We start from the raw sequence: 16,373 nt of genomic DNA, 5'->3' as shown, positions 1-16,373 counted from the left end.
CTCATACGGCCTCCGCCACTTCCTTGCGGGTCAGCAGTGCATCGAAATAGGCTATCGTGCGCTTCAGCCCGGTCTTCAGCTCCGTCGTCGGCCACCAGTTCAGCTCTTCCCTGGCTCGGGAAATATCCGGCCGACGCTGCTGCGGATCATCCGCGACGGCCGGCAGGTAAATGATGCGCGAGTGTGAATTGGTCAGATCGAGAACGATTTCGGCAAGATCCCGCACGGTGATCTCCGCCGGGTTGCCAAGATTGATCGGGCCGACGCAGCTCGGATCGGTATCGGCGAAACGCAGAAAACCATCGACGAGATCGTCGACATAGCAGAAGGAACGGGTCTGCCGACCATCACCATAAATCGTTATGTCGGTGTTGGAGAGCGCCTGGACGATGAAGTTGGACACGACCCGTCCGTCATCCGGGCGCATTCGCGGGCCGTAGGTATTGAAGATCCGGCCAACCTTGATATCGACGCCATACTTTCGGTGATAATCGAAGAACAGGGTTTCGGCAGACCGCTTGCCCTCGTCGTAGCAGCCGCGCGGGCCGATCGGGTTGACGTTGCCGAAATAGGTTTCGCGCTGCGGACTCTGATGCGGATCCCCGTAGACTTCCGAGGTCGAGGACTGGACGACCGTTGCACCGCCGCGGCGTGCCGCATCCAGCGTATTGACGGCTCCAAGCACGTTGGTCAGCAAGGTGCCGACGGGATCGCGCTGATAATCCGGCGGCGATGCCGGCGAAGCGAAGTTGAAGATGACGGAAGCTTCGACATCGTAGGGCTGGCGAACATCATGTTCCAGAAGCCGGAAACGGGAATGCCGCAGCAGAGGCTCGATATTGGCGCGGCGGCCCGTGTAGAAATTGTCGAGACAGATGACCTGATGGCCGCGCTCGAGAAGCCGCGTGCAAAGGTGGGAACCCAGAAAACCAGCGCCTCCGTTGACCAGCACGGTTTTTGACCGCTGTCGTGGCGATGAGGGTACAGATTCTGAATGGCCTTCGGTGGGAATGAAACTACGCACTACAAACTCCTTCCCATGTCGTGGGGTCTTTAGACCCTTCTATACTTTCAGCTCTCCCTCATCCGCTTCGATAGCCTCAACATAAAGTAGCATCGATGGAATAACAAACTTGGTTATTCTTCGGACAATTGTATAAGCGTCTAAAACGATAAGAGAATATTATTGAAGGTCAACTTCAAAACACGGGCGCAATTCTAAATAGCTACAGTATTAAATGCCCGAATTCGCTTGATTAATCCCTCTTAAGGATTAAGGTATTTAGAGCGCCGTGCGTTCATTCGGACGCACAAAGAACGCTCCAACTCGTTGAATCTACGCATCGGGCCTTCCGAAAAATCGATTCCGATTTTCAGGTCGATGCGGTCGCTTTCCGTCCGGCCGCTCCAGCTTCAATCAATGAAGCTAATATAAGGAGTGGCCAGACACTGGGTGTGCAGGGGCGCGTCGCTACTGCCCTGATGATAGAGGGGGTCCTTCAATGAAGGCTCGTGATCGCATGCATGGCAGAGCGACATGCAGTTTCAGCTCTCTGGCTTTGGCTGTGACCATTGTTTTCTCGGCCGTCGGACCGCTGTCATGTGCGGTCGTCGACACGGCGATCGTAGGAAGCACGGAGAAGAATGTCGTGGTGGCAAGTGTGCCACATGCCGCGAAGGACTTCGCCTATGCTGCCGGAGCGAAGACCGCCCCGACTAGTGTCGGCGCCGCGGTCTATCCCGGCTCTGCCCCTTACATCTGCTCGCCGAGCGGTTTCGGCCAGAAATCGCGCTGCTTTGCCCGCTCGTCCCGGATGGATTGATGACCTAGTGCGGCCACTTGCCGGAGAGATCGCCGTTGTCCGAAGTATCGTTGAAGAAACGTGAGGCCGCTTCCGTGCGATTTCTCACATTCATCTTCTTATAGATATTGCGAACATGGACCTTCACCGTGTTTTCGGACAGGTGAAGCTTGTCAGCGATGATCTTGTTCTGGGTGCCCTTGCAGATGAGGTCGAGAATCTGCACCTCGCGCGTGGTCAGAGTCGCCATGCTGTTGCGGCGAAGCTTCAGCGCATTGGCGCGCGCCGCGTCGACCGACTTCGTCTGGTACAGCGAGGGCTCGAGCTGTGCCGTCGCCCGGTTGGACAAACGACCGAGAAGCGCGGATGGAAAATGCTCCCCGCCCTTCATCAGCAGATCGATCGCCGCCATGAAGACATCCAGACGCAGATTGAGCGGCAGGACGCCATCGATGACGCGCGCCTCGACGAGGCGACTGATATAGGGCTCCATCATGTCGATAGCTTCGACGACGAGGCCTATCGATGCATCCGGACGGTTTTCACGAACGGTCTGCATCGCATCATGCAACTCGGCGCCGGCGACATGATAGAACAGGACAAGCCGCATGTCGTGAATATCCTTCTCGGATATGGACTGCGCGCTCGGTACGCTTACAACATCGAAATTCGGGAATTTCTTCGCCAGTGCCTCAACCATGCACTCGGAGAACAAGTCCGCCTTGGCGATTACCAGGACTGTTTCTCCATTCGGACCCAGTCTTCTTGCCTGATCCGAATCTCCTACTTCCGACCCAACCATGAACATATACGCCTCCCCTAGCGCTACACTATACTCAAACACGGAGCTTCTACTCCCATTGGCGCGATGGCGGGTATTACATGCCGACGAACATTGCCCCTAGGCATGTGGCCGCCTTATCTTTTAGGCATTTCTTAATTATGGTAATATGGATTTCAAAGGAAAGAAATGGCCCAAATGGGTTAGTTGTCGCGAAGTTATATTTATTTTTTGCCACTTTATGGTTGCATTTCGGACAAGAAACATACTGGTGGGCGGTATTTCAACTAGATCACGGTATAAAGCACCATGTATTAGTTCGAGACATACGAAAGCAAAGCGGTAAAGGGCAGACGATATTTCAAAATAAGACGGAGAACCTTTCGGGCTTAACTTCGCGATACCGCAATCAGTCGAATCCGGCGGATTCCGAGGTATGGGACGCCGTCCCGAATTCATACACAGGTTTCCGGGCCTGCCGCCCGGCACAGGCTTAACCAGAGTATTGAACCGGCTTTCAACTACCTTAGCCCGAATTGATATCTATCGGGACCCACTTTTTTCCATCAGTCTGTGATGGTCGCCAAAGCGGCGACGTGAAAACCGAGTATCGGCATGTGTTTTTGATACTTGGTCTTCTTTCGAGGGAACTCAAAAAGAAGTTCGACTGCCTTGCTCGCGCTCATATCGAGTCCGGGACCGGATTTGTGCGTCTTTGTACTGCATAGGCACAATCCCAATACAGAATTTGGCCAACAAATCACTATGAAGCTGCAGGTGAAAAGGTACCGAGTCCATCTGCCGATATTAACGCATTGGAGCAAGCGCGAGCAAAGATCCCATTTGAGATGAGAGGGACTTCGAAAGCTGCTCCAGTTTTTTTTCTGGAGGAAAACTGAAATGCCTTATGATCCCAAGCCCGGTCCACAGGGCTCCGACGACGACACCGTTAAGGTGGGTGCCTTGGCCGACGGCCTTTCCAGCGCTATCAACTCGACCGAAATCGATGACGATTCTACGGGTTACGTCGGCGGCATCGCCAACGGCGACAATCGCAACAACACCGACAACAGCACAGATGTTGATGTCAAGGCCAACGTCGATGTCGATGTGAAGACTGACAACGGCGACAACCGCGACAACGAATACGACTGGAGCTACAAGTCGGACGACGATACCAATATCAAGACCACCAATATCAACGACAACGATACGACAACAACCACGAAGTCGGACTACGACTGGAGCTACGATTCCAAATCCTACAGCGACGACGACACCAAGACGATCAACGATAACGACACGACCACAACCACGAAAACGGATATCGACACCGACATCAAGACGGTTAGCGATAACGACACAAGGACGGAATCGACCAGCAACAGCCACAACACCAGCGACAGCTTCAACAAGACGGACACGGATTTCGCCGTCATTGACGATGTCAAGGACTTCGGAAACCTCGGCGTTGCCGGTCATGACCTCACCTTCGACATCGGGGACGACTTCTCCTTCACTCTCGATATCGACAACATCCTCAACGGTTCGCTGGCCGGCGGAGGCGCCGACTCAGTCTTCAACACTGTCCAGGCGAACCATCTGGCGGACCAGGATCACGCCTGGAACGTTGCGCAGAACAACAACGATGCTCAGAACCACTTGAATGCAAACGCTGGCACCGCCCATGGTGCTGACGGCGTCGATATGGACGGCAAAGGCTGGGACCTCAAGGCAGGCGACGACGTCGCAGGTACATCGACGGCAGATGCTTCCGCAATTCTCGCCAACTCGGGCTTCCATCTGGAGCTCGTTCAGGGCGCGAACATGCTCAGCAATGCTGTGGACTCCAGTGTCATCGGCGGCAACTCGCACGTCTCCGATGTCGGCGAAGATACCAGCGGACACTAACCTCCAAGACCAAGAAAGGGCTGCACCGGCTTCGGTCGGTGCAGTTTGAATGCTTGCGTGCGAATTGACGAACAGCGCGGCCCCCGCAGAAGGATGCCGCATGGCCGGTTGTCTTTTCGAAGGGGAGGGCCAAGGCAATGCAAATTGAGAAATTCTCGGAAATCATCGCCCATTTCGTCGGCATATTCGAAACGACGACCGAAGAGATGAGGCTGCGCGCGGAGCTGGCGGAGGGTAGAGGCCCTGCCGAAAATAATCCGGCGCTTGACGATCTGGTCGCCAACACGCCCACTTTCGCCTCCGATCTCGCGCTCCAGGACTACGATCCTGATGTCAACTACAGAAGCGTCAGCTATGAGATCGTTTATGGCGGCGCCCGCCGGTTCGGCCGCCCCTTTGAGGAAAGCATCGAAAAGCTCTCCGAGATCGCCCACCGCGACGTATCGCTGCCCCGGTTCGGCAGCCCACAAGACATCGACATCGGTATCGAAACCGAAGAAGAGCTGCAGGTTTTCGACGGGCCCGGCTCGGCAATCCGCTTCACCACACAGGTCAACGTTCTCTACGACGACGATTACCTCGATATGACCGGTGGCAATCACGCCCCGCGCGATACGAGTTTCGTCGTCGAAAAACTGACGGAATTCAGCGCCGAGGCCGAGATTTTCTCTCCGTTTGCCAACTTGCAGCGGACGGACACGCTCGAGGGCGTCAAGCAGATCGCCGGGGATATGGAAACCTATATCCAGGAGATAAAGGATTCCGGCCAGACATCGCTCGGAACGGACGAACCGCCGGCAGACAATCCAAATGATCAGGTCCATGATTTCGTGCTGACCGGTGACGAGATCACCGCCGGACCCTATATAAACGGCAAGCTCGCTTCCGAAATTCCTGTTCTCGACGACCTGCTGCCGGACCGGGGCCTAGCCAAGTTGGCTGAGGAACCCGACGAAACCCAGACATCCGTCGAACAGCATGACCCGGCTGGAAGCAGCCTGGAGGTCACCGCGGGCGCAAACCTCGTCGCCAACATTGCTTCCGTCGTCAATACCGCTGTGATCTCTTCCGTGACGGCTGTCATGGGTGACTATCACCAAGTCGATGCGATCACGCAGGTCTATGTCTACAGCGACAATGACAGCATCTCCTCGGTATTCCATTCCTCAGCTGATGCAGCCGAAAACGCGGGCGTCACCGCCTACAACATTGCAAGCTTCGAACGGGACAGTTTCCAGTCGACGCAACCGCAGACGACGGTCGATGCACATGGCGACCCGATCTTTCCGATGGCCTGGCGTGTCAGCGTCATCGAGGGCGATGTTTCCTTCGTGAACTGGATCGAGCAGTATCATTTCGTGACCGACAACGACACCATGACCGTGATGACGAGCGGGTCGGAAACGACGGTGCTGACGGGCGGCAATACGACGCTGAATTTCTCATCCTACTTCCAGATGGGCCTGCAGTACGACCTGGTGATCGTTGGCGGAAATGTTTACGATATCAATAGTATAACGCAGATTTCACTTCTTTACGACAATGACTGGGCCCGCGCCGAGGATGGTGTCGACGATAGTGCCGCCATCCAGTCCGGCAATAATCTCATCTGGAATCTCGCGGCGATCCACAATKTCGGCGCCAATGACCGGTTCGAGGCCATGCCTGACTATATGTCCCAGGCAGAGAAGGGGATCCAGGAGCGCGATCCGACAATGCCCGAGGGCTTGTCTACCGATTCCAATTTCCAAGGCTATGTCGGCCTGAATGTTCTCTACATCACCGGCAATCTCTTCGACATGACGATCATCAAGCAGGTCGCGGTGCTCGGAGATTCCGATGACGTGACCCTGGCTGCAGCCGCGATTCTGAAGAACAACCCGGACGCTGTGGTCACGATTGATACGGGCAGCAATACCGTCGCCAATATCGCTGAGATCGTCGATTACGACAGCTTCGGCAACACCACCTACGTTGCCGGTCAGCTCTATTCCGACGCCATTCTCATCCAGGGCGGCATCATAGACCATGATGTCAGCCAGCCCGAGACGGCAGGCGAAAGACTTGCCAATGAAGTCATCGCCTTTCTCGACGACGATAGCCTCCAAGGCGGGGACAGCGGCGATGGCGTCATCAACGGCGGGCATGACCTTTCATGGTCCTCCGCTCACCCCTCAGATGTAATGCAAGCCGTGGTCGCGTGACCTGCGTATATTGGGAGAGACCGCGATGAACCAAATCTCAAAACAGATTTTTGCCAATGGCAGCGCACTCGATCTGCGTGGTGACAAACCATCCCCGACCGCCGCAAATCCTCAGGATTTTCTGACGCAGGCCTGCGTTTCGGCGATCGACGATGCRGTGGACCATCTTCGCCAACTGACGCGCAAGGCGCCTTCCTATCCCCACGAAGTCGAGGCTGTCGAGGCTGTCGAGGCTGTCGAGGCTGTCGAGGCTGTCGAGGCTGTCGAGGCTGTCGAGGCTGTCGCTGAAGAGAAAGTGGATGACGTGCAAACCGTAATGCCGACCGAACGATCTGAAAGGCAGCTTTCCGGCCACGACCTGCCCGTCGTCGATGCTATAGAGCCGAAAACAAAGCCGCAGCCGGCTGAAGAACTTTGGGCGACGCCCAATATCGAGGCGCGGCGGGCACCCGATGAAATCAACGAACTCAAGGCCAAGCCGGATATTCCTTTCGCCAAGACGATCGACGGCGACACCGGGCCGGTGAAAGATAATGAGCGCCGCCTGCGTGCAGGCGGCGGTGGTGGGGGCGGCAAGGAACCGGATTTCGGTGGCGGCGGCGGTGGTGGCGGCGGAAACAACGGCTTCCACAAGCGCAGCGAGCCGGTGAATTTCGCTTTGAGCCTTGCGAGAGGCGTCGCGGTCATCAGGCGCAACCTCGCAATCGTGATGGTCTTCACAATCGCGATCAATGTGCTCCTGCTGGCGATCCCGCTCTACCTCTTCCAGATTTCCGACCGCGTCCTGACCAGCCGCTCCATCGACACGCTGGTAATGCTTTCCATCGTGGTGGTCGGCGCCGTCCTCTTGCAGGCCTTCATGGATTCCATCCGTCGCTTCATCCTGATGCGGACTGCCGTGGAACTGGAAGTCCAGCTGGGTGCACCCATCCTCAGTGCCGCCGCTCGCGCCTCGCTGCATGGAAGCGGCAAGGATTACCAGATTCTGCAGGACCTACAGTCTCTCCGCAGCTTTTTGACTTCAGGAACGCTGATTGCTTTCCTCGACGCGCCGCTGATGCCGCTGTTCGTGGTCGTGGTCTATCTGGTGCATCCGCATCTCGGCATCATCATCATGGTCTGCTGCGCGGTGCTGTTTCTGATCGCCTTCCTGAACCAGAAGTTCACGGCCAAACAGTTCGCCGAATCCAACAGCTATCTCAGCCGCGCGAATTTCCATCTCGATTCCATGTCGCGCAATTCGCAGATCATCAACGCACTCGCGATGATCCCCGAGGCRGTGAAGATGTGGGGTCGGGAAACCGCCGGCTCGCTGAAATCCCACGTCCAGGCGCAAGACCGCAATATCATCTTCACCGGCGTTTCCAAGGCCTGCCGCATGATCACCCAGGTCGGGCTTCTCGGCTGGGGCGCACATCTGTCGCTGTCTGGAGAATTGACGGGCGGCATGGTCATCGCAGCCTCGATCATTTCCGGCCGCGCGCTGGCGCCGATCGAAGGAGCAATCGAAGGCTGGCATCAATTCAACCGATCGGCTGCTGCCTATGGCCGCATCAAGAACCTGCTTCTCACCTCGCCGCTCAACTTCCCGCGCCTGCGCCTTCCCAATCCGGAAGGCAGGCTCGATGTGGAACGGCTCCTCTTCGTTCCGCCGCCGCAGAAGAAGGTGATCCTGAACGGCATTTCCTTCTCGCTGAAGAAAGGTGAATCGCTGGCGATCATCGGCAATTCCGGTTCCGGCAAGACGACACTTGGCAAAATGCTGGTGGGCTCCATCCTGCCAACCTCCGGCAATGTGCGCCTCGACCTCATGGATCTGCGCAACTGGGACCAGCGGCAGTTCGGCGAAAGCATCGGCTATCTGCCCCAGGACGTGCAGCTCTTCCCGGGAACGATCAAGGCCAATATCTGCCGCATGCGCGATGACATCGAAGACCGGCAGATCTATGAGGCCGCCGTTCTTGCCGACGTGCATGAGCTGATCGCTGGCTTCCCACAGGGCTATGAGACCGTTGTCGCGTCCGATGGCTCGCCGCTTTCGGGCGGCCAGAAGCAGCGCATCGCGCTCGCACGCGCCTTCTTCGGCGATCCCAAATTCGTCGTGCTCGACGAGCCCAACTCCAACCTCGACACGCAAGGTGAAGCCGCTCTCGCAAAAGCGCTGATCCACGCCAAGAAACAGGGCATCACGACAGTTACGATCACGCAACGCCCCGCCCTTCTACAGTGCGTAGACAAGATCATGGTGCTCAAGGACGGCACGGTCGCCATGTTCGGCGAGCGAATGGAAGTCTTGCAGGCAATATCAAAGGGCAATGGCCGAGCTGGCCAACAGTCACCGCGTATCGAAGGATGAAGGCCATGGAAAAGAAGAAGCAGGAATCCACCGGCCCGGTGCAGCTCGAATGGTATGGCGACGTGCCGCGCTCCATCCGTTTGCACAGCTTTGTCGGCCTGACTGTCCTTTTCTGCTCGTTCGGCGGTTTCGGATACTGGGGGGCAACCGCGCCGCTTGCCTCCGCCATCATCGCCCAGGGCAGCTTCGTGGCAACCGGCAACAACAAGGTCGTCCAGCACCTTGAAGGCGGCATCATCAAGGAAATGCTCGTCAGCGAAGGCGAGAGCGTCAAGGAGGGCGACGTCCTGGTCACTCTCGATCAAACAGCCGCCTTGACCAACGAGCGAATGCTGACGCTGAGGCGGCTGCGCCTGGAGGCAGTCGTCGGACGCCTCAGGGCCGAAGCACAGGGATCGCGCGAGTTCAAGCTTCCCGACATCGTCATGGCAGAGGCGAGCGACCCCGACATCAACGCCATCATCCAGAGCCAGAACGTCGTCTTCCACAGCAAGCAGGTCAAGCTCGAGGAGCAGCTCAACCTCATCGAGAAGAACATCAAATCGCTGGAATACCGCTTCGAAGGTTACAAGGGCCAGCGCGAGTCCTTCGAACGGCAACTGGCACTGCTTACGGATGAGCGAGATTCCAAGGCACGGCTGGTCAAAGTCGGCTACATGCGCAGGACCGACCTTCTGGCCATCGAGCGCGCCATTKCCGACGCGATGGGCGATATTTCACGACTGAACGGCGAACTGAACGAGAGCGAGGCGGAAATAGCCAAGTTCCGCCAGGAAGCTGTCATCGCCGTCAATTCCAACAAGCAGGCAGCGCTCGATGCACTGGAAACCGCCGAATCCGACCTCGACAGCGTACGTCAACAGATGCACGAAGCTGCCGGCGTTCTGGAGCGCACAGTCATCCGTTCGCCGGTGACAGGTACCGTTGTGCGCTCCTACTATCACACCGCCGGCGGCGTCATCACCACCGGAAAACCGATCATGGAAATCCTGCCGGCCCATGTGCCGCTGATCCTGGAGGCGCAGGTATTGCGTACCTCCATCGATCAGCTTCATGAGGGGCAGACGGCGGCAATCCGCCTGACCGCCCTCAACAGGCGCACCACGCCGGTTCTGGAAGGGAAGGTCTTCTATGTTTCGGCCGATTCCATCGAGGAAAATTCCGGCTTGTCCGTGAAGGACGTGTACATCGTACGCGTACAGATCCCGGACTCGGAAATTGCCCGCGTTCACAACTTCCATCCGGTTCCCGGCATGCCTGCTGAAGTGCTGATCCAGAGTTCGGAGCGCACCTTCTTCGAGTATCTGAGCAAGCCGATCGCCGACAGCATGTCGCGTGCGTTCAAGGAGCGCTGAGCGCAGGAAATCGCGACGCGCTGACGGAATGATCTGATATAGTCCATGTATCGTTAGCGTTGAAGCGGAGGAGTCCAGCATGCCGGCCATGTCTGATGTCTTATTGAGTGTTGGCCGGTTAAACTATGTCTGGACGAATACGGAAAGCCTGCTGATCTATATTATCGCCCATCTTCTCAAGGTGGAGAAGGAGGCGGCGATCGTGGTCTTCCTGACGCTTAATACGACGCGCGCGCGCATAGATCTCGTCGAGCGTCTCGCAAAGCTCACTTCGACGCCTGCTGCGGACCGCAAGGCGGTTCTCTCGGCCATGTCGCGCCTGAAGAAGGAATCGAAGATGCGCAACAAATACAATCACTGCATCTATTCCTTCGACGAAAAGGGCGAGATCTCCAGCACGCAGCTCATGCGGCTTGTCGAGGACGACAAGGAAATCCGCTACGGCAAGATCGAACAGATGGATGACCGGGAAATGGAGCTTCTGGATAAATCGATCGGCGAGATCGTCAATATCAGCAAGGCGCTCTGGGCTTTCATCCATGCGAGCCCGCGGATTGTGGCACTCTAGCATTGCAGGCCGAAAGCGCGGCTGCGGACTAATCCCATTTCGCGCCGATGAATCACCCGGACGGTTTATTTGAAGATCGATATTCCCCATTAGACTGAAATATCCCGAATTGCGTACGGAGTATTGGGAGGGGGCATGCGCATCGATATCATTGATACCGTAGCCGGCTACGAGGCCGTTCGCGACAACTGGGATCAGGTCTATCGGGACGATCCGGATGCCCAACATTTCCTCTCCTGGACATGGCTTAGAGACTTTCTTGGGCATCGCGGCCGTTGGTTCGTCCTGGCGCTGCGCGAGCGGCAGCCGGATGCTCCCTATGTCGCCTTTTTGCCGCTGAGATTGCTCACGAAACTCGATGAGCAGAGCGGGCTTTTCTACGATGAAATCGTCATGGGCGGAAATTATTCGGCCGACTATACCGGCCTCATCGTCATGCCCGGCTACGAACAAAAAGCTATCGACGGCTTTGCCGCCTACCTCAAACAGCAGAACTGGACGCATCTCCGGCTGGAGCATTTCAGCGGGCCACCGGAACGGCGCGAGAAGATGATCCTTGCACTCCAGGGGCCGCTCGTCATGTTCCGTGACAACGTCCCAACTGGCCATGATAATATCGACAATACGATCTGCCCGGTGGTCATTCTGCCTGCAAGTTGGGACGACTATCTGGAGCGGAAGATGAGCAGCCAGACGCGCCAGAAGCTGCGCCGCTTCCTGCGCAAGCTCGACGGCGACGAAGGCTACCGGATCACGATGGCAACGCCCGAGACCATTGACCGCGACCTCACCATTCTCTTTGATTTCTGGCGCATGCGATGGACGGAGCGCAAAGGACCGGAACGGACGGAGCGGCTCATCAATTCTACCCGCGAAATGCTGATGGACTGCTTCAGGAACGGCACACTGGACGTTCCGGTCTTCTGGTTCGGCGAGCAGCCGCTCGGCGCGCTCGCCAATATCATCGACCGCCCGAAAAAGACGATCCTTTTCTATATCACCGGTCGTGACGAGAACTGGAAAACGCCGTCTCCCGGTCTCGTGCTGCATGGATATTGCATCCGCCGTGCGATCGAAGGCGGCTTCCGATTCTATGATTTCCTGCGCGGAAACGAACCTTACAAATATGTCTTCGGCGCTGACGAGCGACGGATCAGCTATACGCTCTTCAGGACCCGCGATGGGCGYAATCTCGGCGGCGTTCTGCATCCGCGCAGCGTCAACTATGTCTACGAGCAAGCACTCGAAATGTATCGAAAGGGGGAGAAGGGAAAAGCCGAGATCGTCTTCGCCCAGGTTCTGCAATCCTCGCCGGGCCATGTCGGTGCCGAATTTGGCCTTGCCAACCTGCTCTTCGATCGGGGAAAGCTGACCGAAGCCCTTGCCGCCTATCAGTCGCTGCTGGAGCGCACGGCCGAGCCACTGCCGATTGCGCTTCGCCTTGGAGATACGCAACTGGCGCTGAAACTCTATGAGGATGCAGCCGTAACCTTCCGTCGCATCGGCGAGCAGGCGCCCCATGTGGTGCAGGCCCGCTACAAGGAAGGCATCGCCCTCATCGCAACACGCCGCCTTACGCAAGCCGAGACGGTCCTTGCAGCGATCCAGGATATCCATACCGACGATCCGGCTACTATTCCCTATACCGAGCTTGCTTCCGTGGCGCTTGAGCGTCTACGCCAGCATAATGCGGCATTGGCTGCCGATGAACAGATCCCTCAAGGCATGATGGGGTTGCCTGGAAGGCGCGGCGGCGAGAAACGCCGTCCCCGCATGCACTAAATATGCATGTTGTTACCGCAAGACCCTGCACACTTTGCGCAACATGCTTTCGGCATGACAGAGTTCAGACGCCGGTTTCGGTCTGGTGCCTGATATCATCGGCGAGAGGATGCAAGGTATCGGCCGGCAGGACGCCGACCAGGCTGTAACCCATGCCGCCGGACGCCCAGCTCCAGCCCTCAACATTGCCCTGCGCATGCGGCGCCATGGGTTTGTTCTGATCGGCGAGCATTGGCCGCGTCAGCATAACGAGACGCGTTCCCCGGTCATCATCATACATCAGCATCAACCCGGCGCCATGAGACGTCGCGATCATCCTGCCGCCCATCAGACGATAGCCCGACTTGGAAAGATCCGGCAGCACCGGCTTACGGCCCATTCGTTCGGTCGCCCAGTCAACAAGCTCGACCATCTTGTCGGCGCGAAGCTCGACCGGCCTCGTCCTGTCGGACGCATAAGTAGCAAAGCTGTCGGCTGCTTCATCGGCCAGCGCAACCATGCCCTCGCTCGATTGCCTGTACATGCCATGCAACATCCAGCCACCCGAACCGCCAGCAATCAGAAGAAACGCGGCGGCGGCGGCCATGCGCCAGAAGGGTAGCCGGCTTTGCTTACGCATATCCACCAGGTGGCTCAGGTTCAGTCGGCTTGGAACCGGTTCTTCCGCCACCGGGTTGAGCACGGCCCGCAGATCCAGCCGTTGCCTGCCGTAGCTGTCGATTCGCGCAGCGATTTCGGGATGGGTTTCAAGGTAGACAGCAACCTCGACTTCACGCACCTCGTCGAGGGCGCCGTCCACAAAGCCGTGAAGATCATCCTCGGTTATTGGTTTTACGCTCATTTTACTCTCCGAAGATGGGCGGATGGCCCCTGCACTGTCTGCCCCGGATTCTCCAATATCTGACGCAGCCGCTCACGCGCCCGCGACAGGCGCGACATGACGGTGCCAATCGGAATAGACAGGACTTCCGCTGCTTGCGAATAGGACAGATCCTCGACCGACACCAGCAGCAGAACGCTTCGCTGCTCCTCGGGAAGCTGCTCCAGCGCCTGAATTACATCGCGACGTATCAGATTGTCTTCCTGTGTCGGTTGCCTGGCAAAGGCGCTTTCGTCCACCTTTTCAAAGGGCAGATGTTCGCCACGGCGTGCGGTCTGTTTCAACCGGTTGACCGCCAGATTGTGAAGAATGGCGAAGACCCAGGTGCGCGGATCGTCGTTTCGGCGATGATGCCAATGGGCGATAACCCGCTCCAGGCAATCCTGGACGAGATCGTCGGCTGCCGTCGCATCCCGCAGCAGTCCACGGGCATAGCGRCGGAGTGCCGGGATCATTGGTTCGACGAGCTGCAGAATGTCACTCATGAGAGGCTTACCTTCAGAAGCTTCCGCCCGCCACCCTATCACAGCCGGCGGGCTGAACGGATTTACTTCGCTTGGATCTGGACGACGTCACCCGGCCCTTTATCCCCTGCCGCAGCGACAACGAGATAGCGGCGCTCAGCCTTCTCGCTGCTCTGGATGATTTGTCGGATGGGGCCAACCGCGTTGACGATGGCCGAGCCGGCCGGATTCGTCATGAAGGAAGCCAGAGGCTGAAGATCACCCGTACCGTCGGCCCGCGTGGAGAGCGCAAGAATGTAGGGCTTCTTTGGTTCCAGACCCGTCACGGACGCCTGCAACACCTGCGACAGGCCTTGATCGAAAAGAGAGACACTGGTTGGAGCAATGCCATCCTGCTTTGACTTGGGCGCCTGCAGGGCAAGATGCGCCACCTGGCCGGCAATACCGAGCGGCTGGAGGTTCTGCATGCCGTCGCCCTCAGGGACTGCGTCTGGGACATAGTTGACGGCCTGTGGCGCCTGGCCGATCGGTATCATGGCAATCACCTTGTTCGTCAGCGTGTCGATCACTGCGAGCGCGTCGGCGTTTTCGAGGCCTACATAGACGCGCGTGCCATCGCCTGATGGCCACACACCGTGCGGAAGATTACCGACCGGGATCGTCGCGACCTGTTCGAAATTATCCGTCCGGTAGACCTTCACCTGGTTGAGGCCACCAACGGTGATGTAGGCAAAGTCGCCATTGGTGTTGTGAACGATGTTGACGTGATTGGTGATCGGCCCGGTATCGATCGTCTTGATGAGATCAAAAGGCGCGTCAGCGTCGAAGACCTGCGTTTTGCCGATATCCTTCAGAGTGAACCAAACCTGCTTGCCATCAGGCGTCGCCGCAATGTTGGGGCAAAAGGGGCTTTCCTGCTTGATGTGGCCAACGATCTGATGATCGGCGACGGAAACGACGACGGTCTCCGGATTGAACGAGGAACAGATATAGCCGTATCTTCCATCCGGCGAGAATATCTGCATGCCCGGTCCGGCCGGCACCTTGATCTGCAGCTTCTCCCTGTAGGTATGCGCGTCGATGACCGAAATGTAATCCTCTCCGCGAACGGTGACCCAGACTTCGTTGCCATCGGGCGTAAAAAATGCCTCATGCGGCGAGCGGCCCACATAGGTGGTGTGCTTCACGGCGTTGGTCGCCGTATCGATGAACGTCACCGAATTCGAGCCGATCGAAACGACAGCCAATGTCTTGTGATCGGGCGAAAAGCCCATGCCGTGGACCAGGACCTGTCCCCGGTAGAGCGGACTCAAATTGCCCGGCTGCGGATCGCCGAGACGGATAACGCCGAGCAACTTATTGGTGGATGGATCGGTGACTGAAACCGTATTGGAGAATTGTTCGGCCGCATAGACGCGATCCCTGCCGCTGATCGGGATATCCGGATCGGAGGCCGCACTCGGCGCCTGTCCGGCAAAGCTCGCTGATGGCGCCAGCATCGTGCCGGCGAAAAGGCTGAGGGCGAGAAGGCTAGACTTCATAACGGGGTCCTTTCAATTGCCCATTTTCATGTTCGGATCCATAGCCGGCATCATCGACATGCCGGCTCCAGAAGAGAGGGAGTTCTGCGGGGAAACTTGTGTCGGTGCCGGCTCCGAAGGCGGAAGAGGATCGCCGAGAGCCAGCCGCATCGCGGCGATTTCCTGCTGCTGATCGACGATGATTTCCTGGGCTATGCGCTTAAGTTGCTCATTGCTGCCATAACGCAGATAGGTCTGCGCCATATCGATCGCGCCCTGATGGTGAGGGATCATCATCTCGACGAAATCCCTGCTGACGTCGCCTGTTGGCTTGACCGCCATGTCGTTCATCATCCTCACCATGGCTGCATCGTTTTCCGCCAGGAACGGCGTCTCGTCGGTAACCGGGGAGGTAGTGTGTTCATGCGATACTGCATCGTCCGCAAACGCGGAAACGGACAAGATCACCAAGATCGATGCCGCTAGGGGAAGGGATGTTTTTCGAGGAAAGACGTTCATGCGGGCTCCTTGTTATGCAGAGCGGTTTCATGGACGTAGACAACGGAGCTGGCGATTTATTCCGCCCAGCTACAGTTTTTCGAGGATCAGATAAATTTTGGCGTGTGGCAGGCTGCGGTAGCTCAGACGATGGCGTGGTTGCCTCCCGCGACAGTAATAAGCCCGCGATGTGGCGGCCCGAACGTCACTTGTTGAGCTTTGGTTTCTTGGGGATGGCCTGCTCGGTTAGGC

14 protein-coding genes are annotated in these 16,373 nt (G+C 57.4%); 8 read left to right on the top strand and 6 right to left on the bottom strand.

Translation table 11 applies throughout. The features are described 5' to 3' along the window. Nucleotide 1: 1 nt before the first annotated feature. Nucleotides 2-1,024 (bottom strand): UDP-glucuronic acid decarboxylase family protein, encoded by a 1,023-nt coding sequence (locus AC1D35_RS23145; RefSeq protein ID WP_113307147.1) that lies wholly within the window; start codon nucleotides 1,022-1,024, stop codon nucleotides 2-4. Nucleotides 1,025-1,565: 541 nt separating this feature from the next. Here AC1D35_RS23145 and AC1D35_RS23140 point away from each other — a divergent pair. Next, nucleotides 1,566-1,823, top strand: coding sequence for a hypothetical protein (locus AC1D35_RS23140; RefSeq protein ID WP_477855361.1), 258 nt, complete (start codon nucleotides 1,566-1,568; stop codon nucleotides 1,821-1,823). Nucleotides 1,824-1,827: 4 nt separating this feature from the next. On the opposite strand, the gene AC1D35_RS23135 is transcribed toward AC1D35_RS23140, so the two are convergent. Further along, nucleotides 1,828-2,610, bottom strand: coding sequence for a response regulator transcription factor (locus tag AC1D35_RS23135; protein WP_113298043.1), 783 nt, complete (start codon nucleotides 2,608-2,610; stop codon nucleotides 1,828-1,830). Nucleotides 2,611-3,483: 873 nt separating this feature from the next. Here AC1D35_RS23135 and AC1D35_RS23130 point away from each other — a divergent pair. The 6 genes from AC1D35_RS23130 (at nucleotide 3,484) to AC1D35_RS23105 (ending at nucleotide 12,759) form a co-directional block, all read left to right on the top strand. After that, a complete protein-coding gene (locus tag AC1D35_RS23130; RefSeq protein WP_113307145.1) occupies nucleotides 3,484-4,494 on the top strand; it encodes an MSCRAMM family protein in 1,011 nt (336 codons plus the stop codon). A 137-nt stretch (nucleotides 4,495-4,631) separates the two neighbouring features. Then, nucleotides 4,632-6,698: a hypothetical protein gene (locus tag AC1D35_RS23125; RefSeq protein WP_477940208.1), complete on the top strand. Its 2,067-nt coding sequence runs from the start codon at nucleotides 4,632-4,634 to the stop codon at nucleotides 6,696-6,698. A 25-nt stretch (nucleotides 6,699-6,723) separates the two neighbouring features. Continuing rightward, complete coding sequence (locus AC1D35_RS23120; protein WP_477940207.1) at nucleotides 6,724-9,054, top strand: type I secretion system permease/ATPase; 2,331 nt, start codon at nucleotides 6,724-6,726, stop codon at nucleotides 9,052-9,054. A gap of 5 nt (nucleotides 9,055-9,059) precedes the next feature. Next, nucleotides 9,060-10,409 carry an HlyD family type I secretion periplasmic adaptor subunit gene (locus AC1D35_RS23115; protein ID WP_477940205.1) on the top strand — a complete coding sequence of 450 codons (1,350 nt, stop codon included), beginning with the start codon at nucleotides 9,060-9,062 and terminating at the stop codon, nucleotides 10,407-10,409. A 79-nt stretch (nucleotides 10,410-10,488) separates the two neighbouring features. Further along, entirely contained in the window at nucleotides 10,489-10,977 is a 489-nt protein-coding gene (locus AC1D35_RS23110; RefSeq protein ID WP_113298038.1) for a hypothetical protein, read from the top strand. A 135-nt stretch (nucleotides 10,978-11,112) separates the two neighbouring features. Next, the gene (locus AC1D35_RS23105) at nucleotides 11,113-12,759 is read left to right on the top strand and encodes a GNAT family N-acetyltransferase (protein ID WP_113311406.1); all 1,647 of its coding nucleotides are present in this window, start codon (nucleotides 11,113-11,115) and stop codon (nucleotides 12,757-12,759) included. Nucleotides 12,760-12,823: 64 nt separating this feature from the next. Here AC1D35_RS23105 and AC1D35_RS23100 read toward each other — a convergent pair whose 3' ends face one another. From AC1D35_RS23100 to AC1D35_RS23085, 4 genes are all read right to left on the bottom strand, one after another. Continuing rightward, nucleotides 12,824-13,600, bottom strand: a complete 777-nt coding sequence (locus AC1D35_RS23100) for an anti-sigma factor family protein (protein WP_113311407.1) — start codon at nucleotides 13,598-13,600, stop codon at nucleotides 12,824-12,826. Beyond that, the gene (locus tag AC1D35_RS23095) at nucleotides 13,597-14,124 is read right to left on the bottom strand and encodes an RNA polymerase sigma factor (RefSeq protein WP_113311408.1); all 528 of its coding nucleotides are present in this window, start codon (nucleotides 14,122-14,124) and stop codon (nucleotides 13,597-13,599) included. Before AC1D35_RS23095 ends, AC1D35_RS23100 begins: the two co-directional genes overlap by 4 nt. 62 nt (nucleotides 14,125-14,186) lie before the next feature. Beyond that, nucleotides 14,187-15,644, bottom strand: coding sequence for a YncE family protein (locus tag AC1D35_RS23090; protein ID WP_113311409.1), 1,458 nt, complete (start codon nucleotides 15,642-15,644; stop codon nucleotides 14,187-14,189). Nucleotides 15,645-15,656: 12 nt separating this feature from the next. Next, entirely contained in the window at nucleotides 15,657-16,142 is a 486-nt protein-coding gene (locus AC1D35_RS23085) for a DUF305 domain-containing protein (protein WP_113311410.1), read from the bottom strand. Nucleotides 16,143-16,171: 29 nt separating this feature from the next. On the opposite strand from AC1D35_RS23085, the gene AC1D35_RS23080 reads away from it, so the two are divergent. Next, on the top strand, nucleotides 16,172-16,373 hold a 202-nt coding region (locus AC1D35_RS23080; RefSeq protein ID WP_477940202.1), incomplete at its 3' end, for a hypothetical protein.

The sequence above is a fragment of the Rhizobium sp. P1_E6 genome (assembly GCF_056405875.1).
The sequence above is the reverse complement of the archived record's forward strand: the minus strand, read 5'-3'. Positions and strand labels throughout refer to the sequence as shown.

Bases quoted from the DNA above. Each gene is read 5' to 3' on its own strand.
- AC1D35_RS23135 (WP_113298043.1), bottom strand. From the start codon at position 2,610: ATGTTCATGGTTGGGTCGGAAGTAGGAGATTCGGATCAGGCAAGAAGA.
- AC1D35_RS23085 (WP_113311410.1), bottom strand. From the start codon at position 16,142: ATGAACGTCTTTCCTCGAAAAACATCCCTTCCCCTAGCGGCATCGATC.
- AC1D35_RS23130 (WP_113307145.1), top strand. From the start codon at position 3,484: ATGCCTTATGATCCCAAGCCCGGTCCACAGGGCTCCGACGACGACACC.
- AC1D35_RS23090 (WP_113311409.1), bottom strand. From the start codon at position 15,644: ATGAAGTCTAGCCTTCTCGCCCTCAGCCTTTTCGCCGGCACGATGCTG.
- AC1D35_RS23110 (WP_113298038.1), top strand. From the start codon at position 10,489: ATGCCGGCCATGTCTGATGTCTTATTGAGTGTTGGCCGGTTAAACTAT.
- AC1D35_RS23100 (WP_113311407.1), bottom strand. From the start codon at position 13,600: ATGAGCGTAAAACCAATAACCGAGGATGATCTTCACGGCTTTGTGGAC.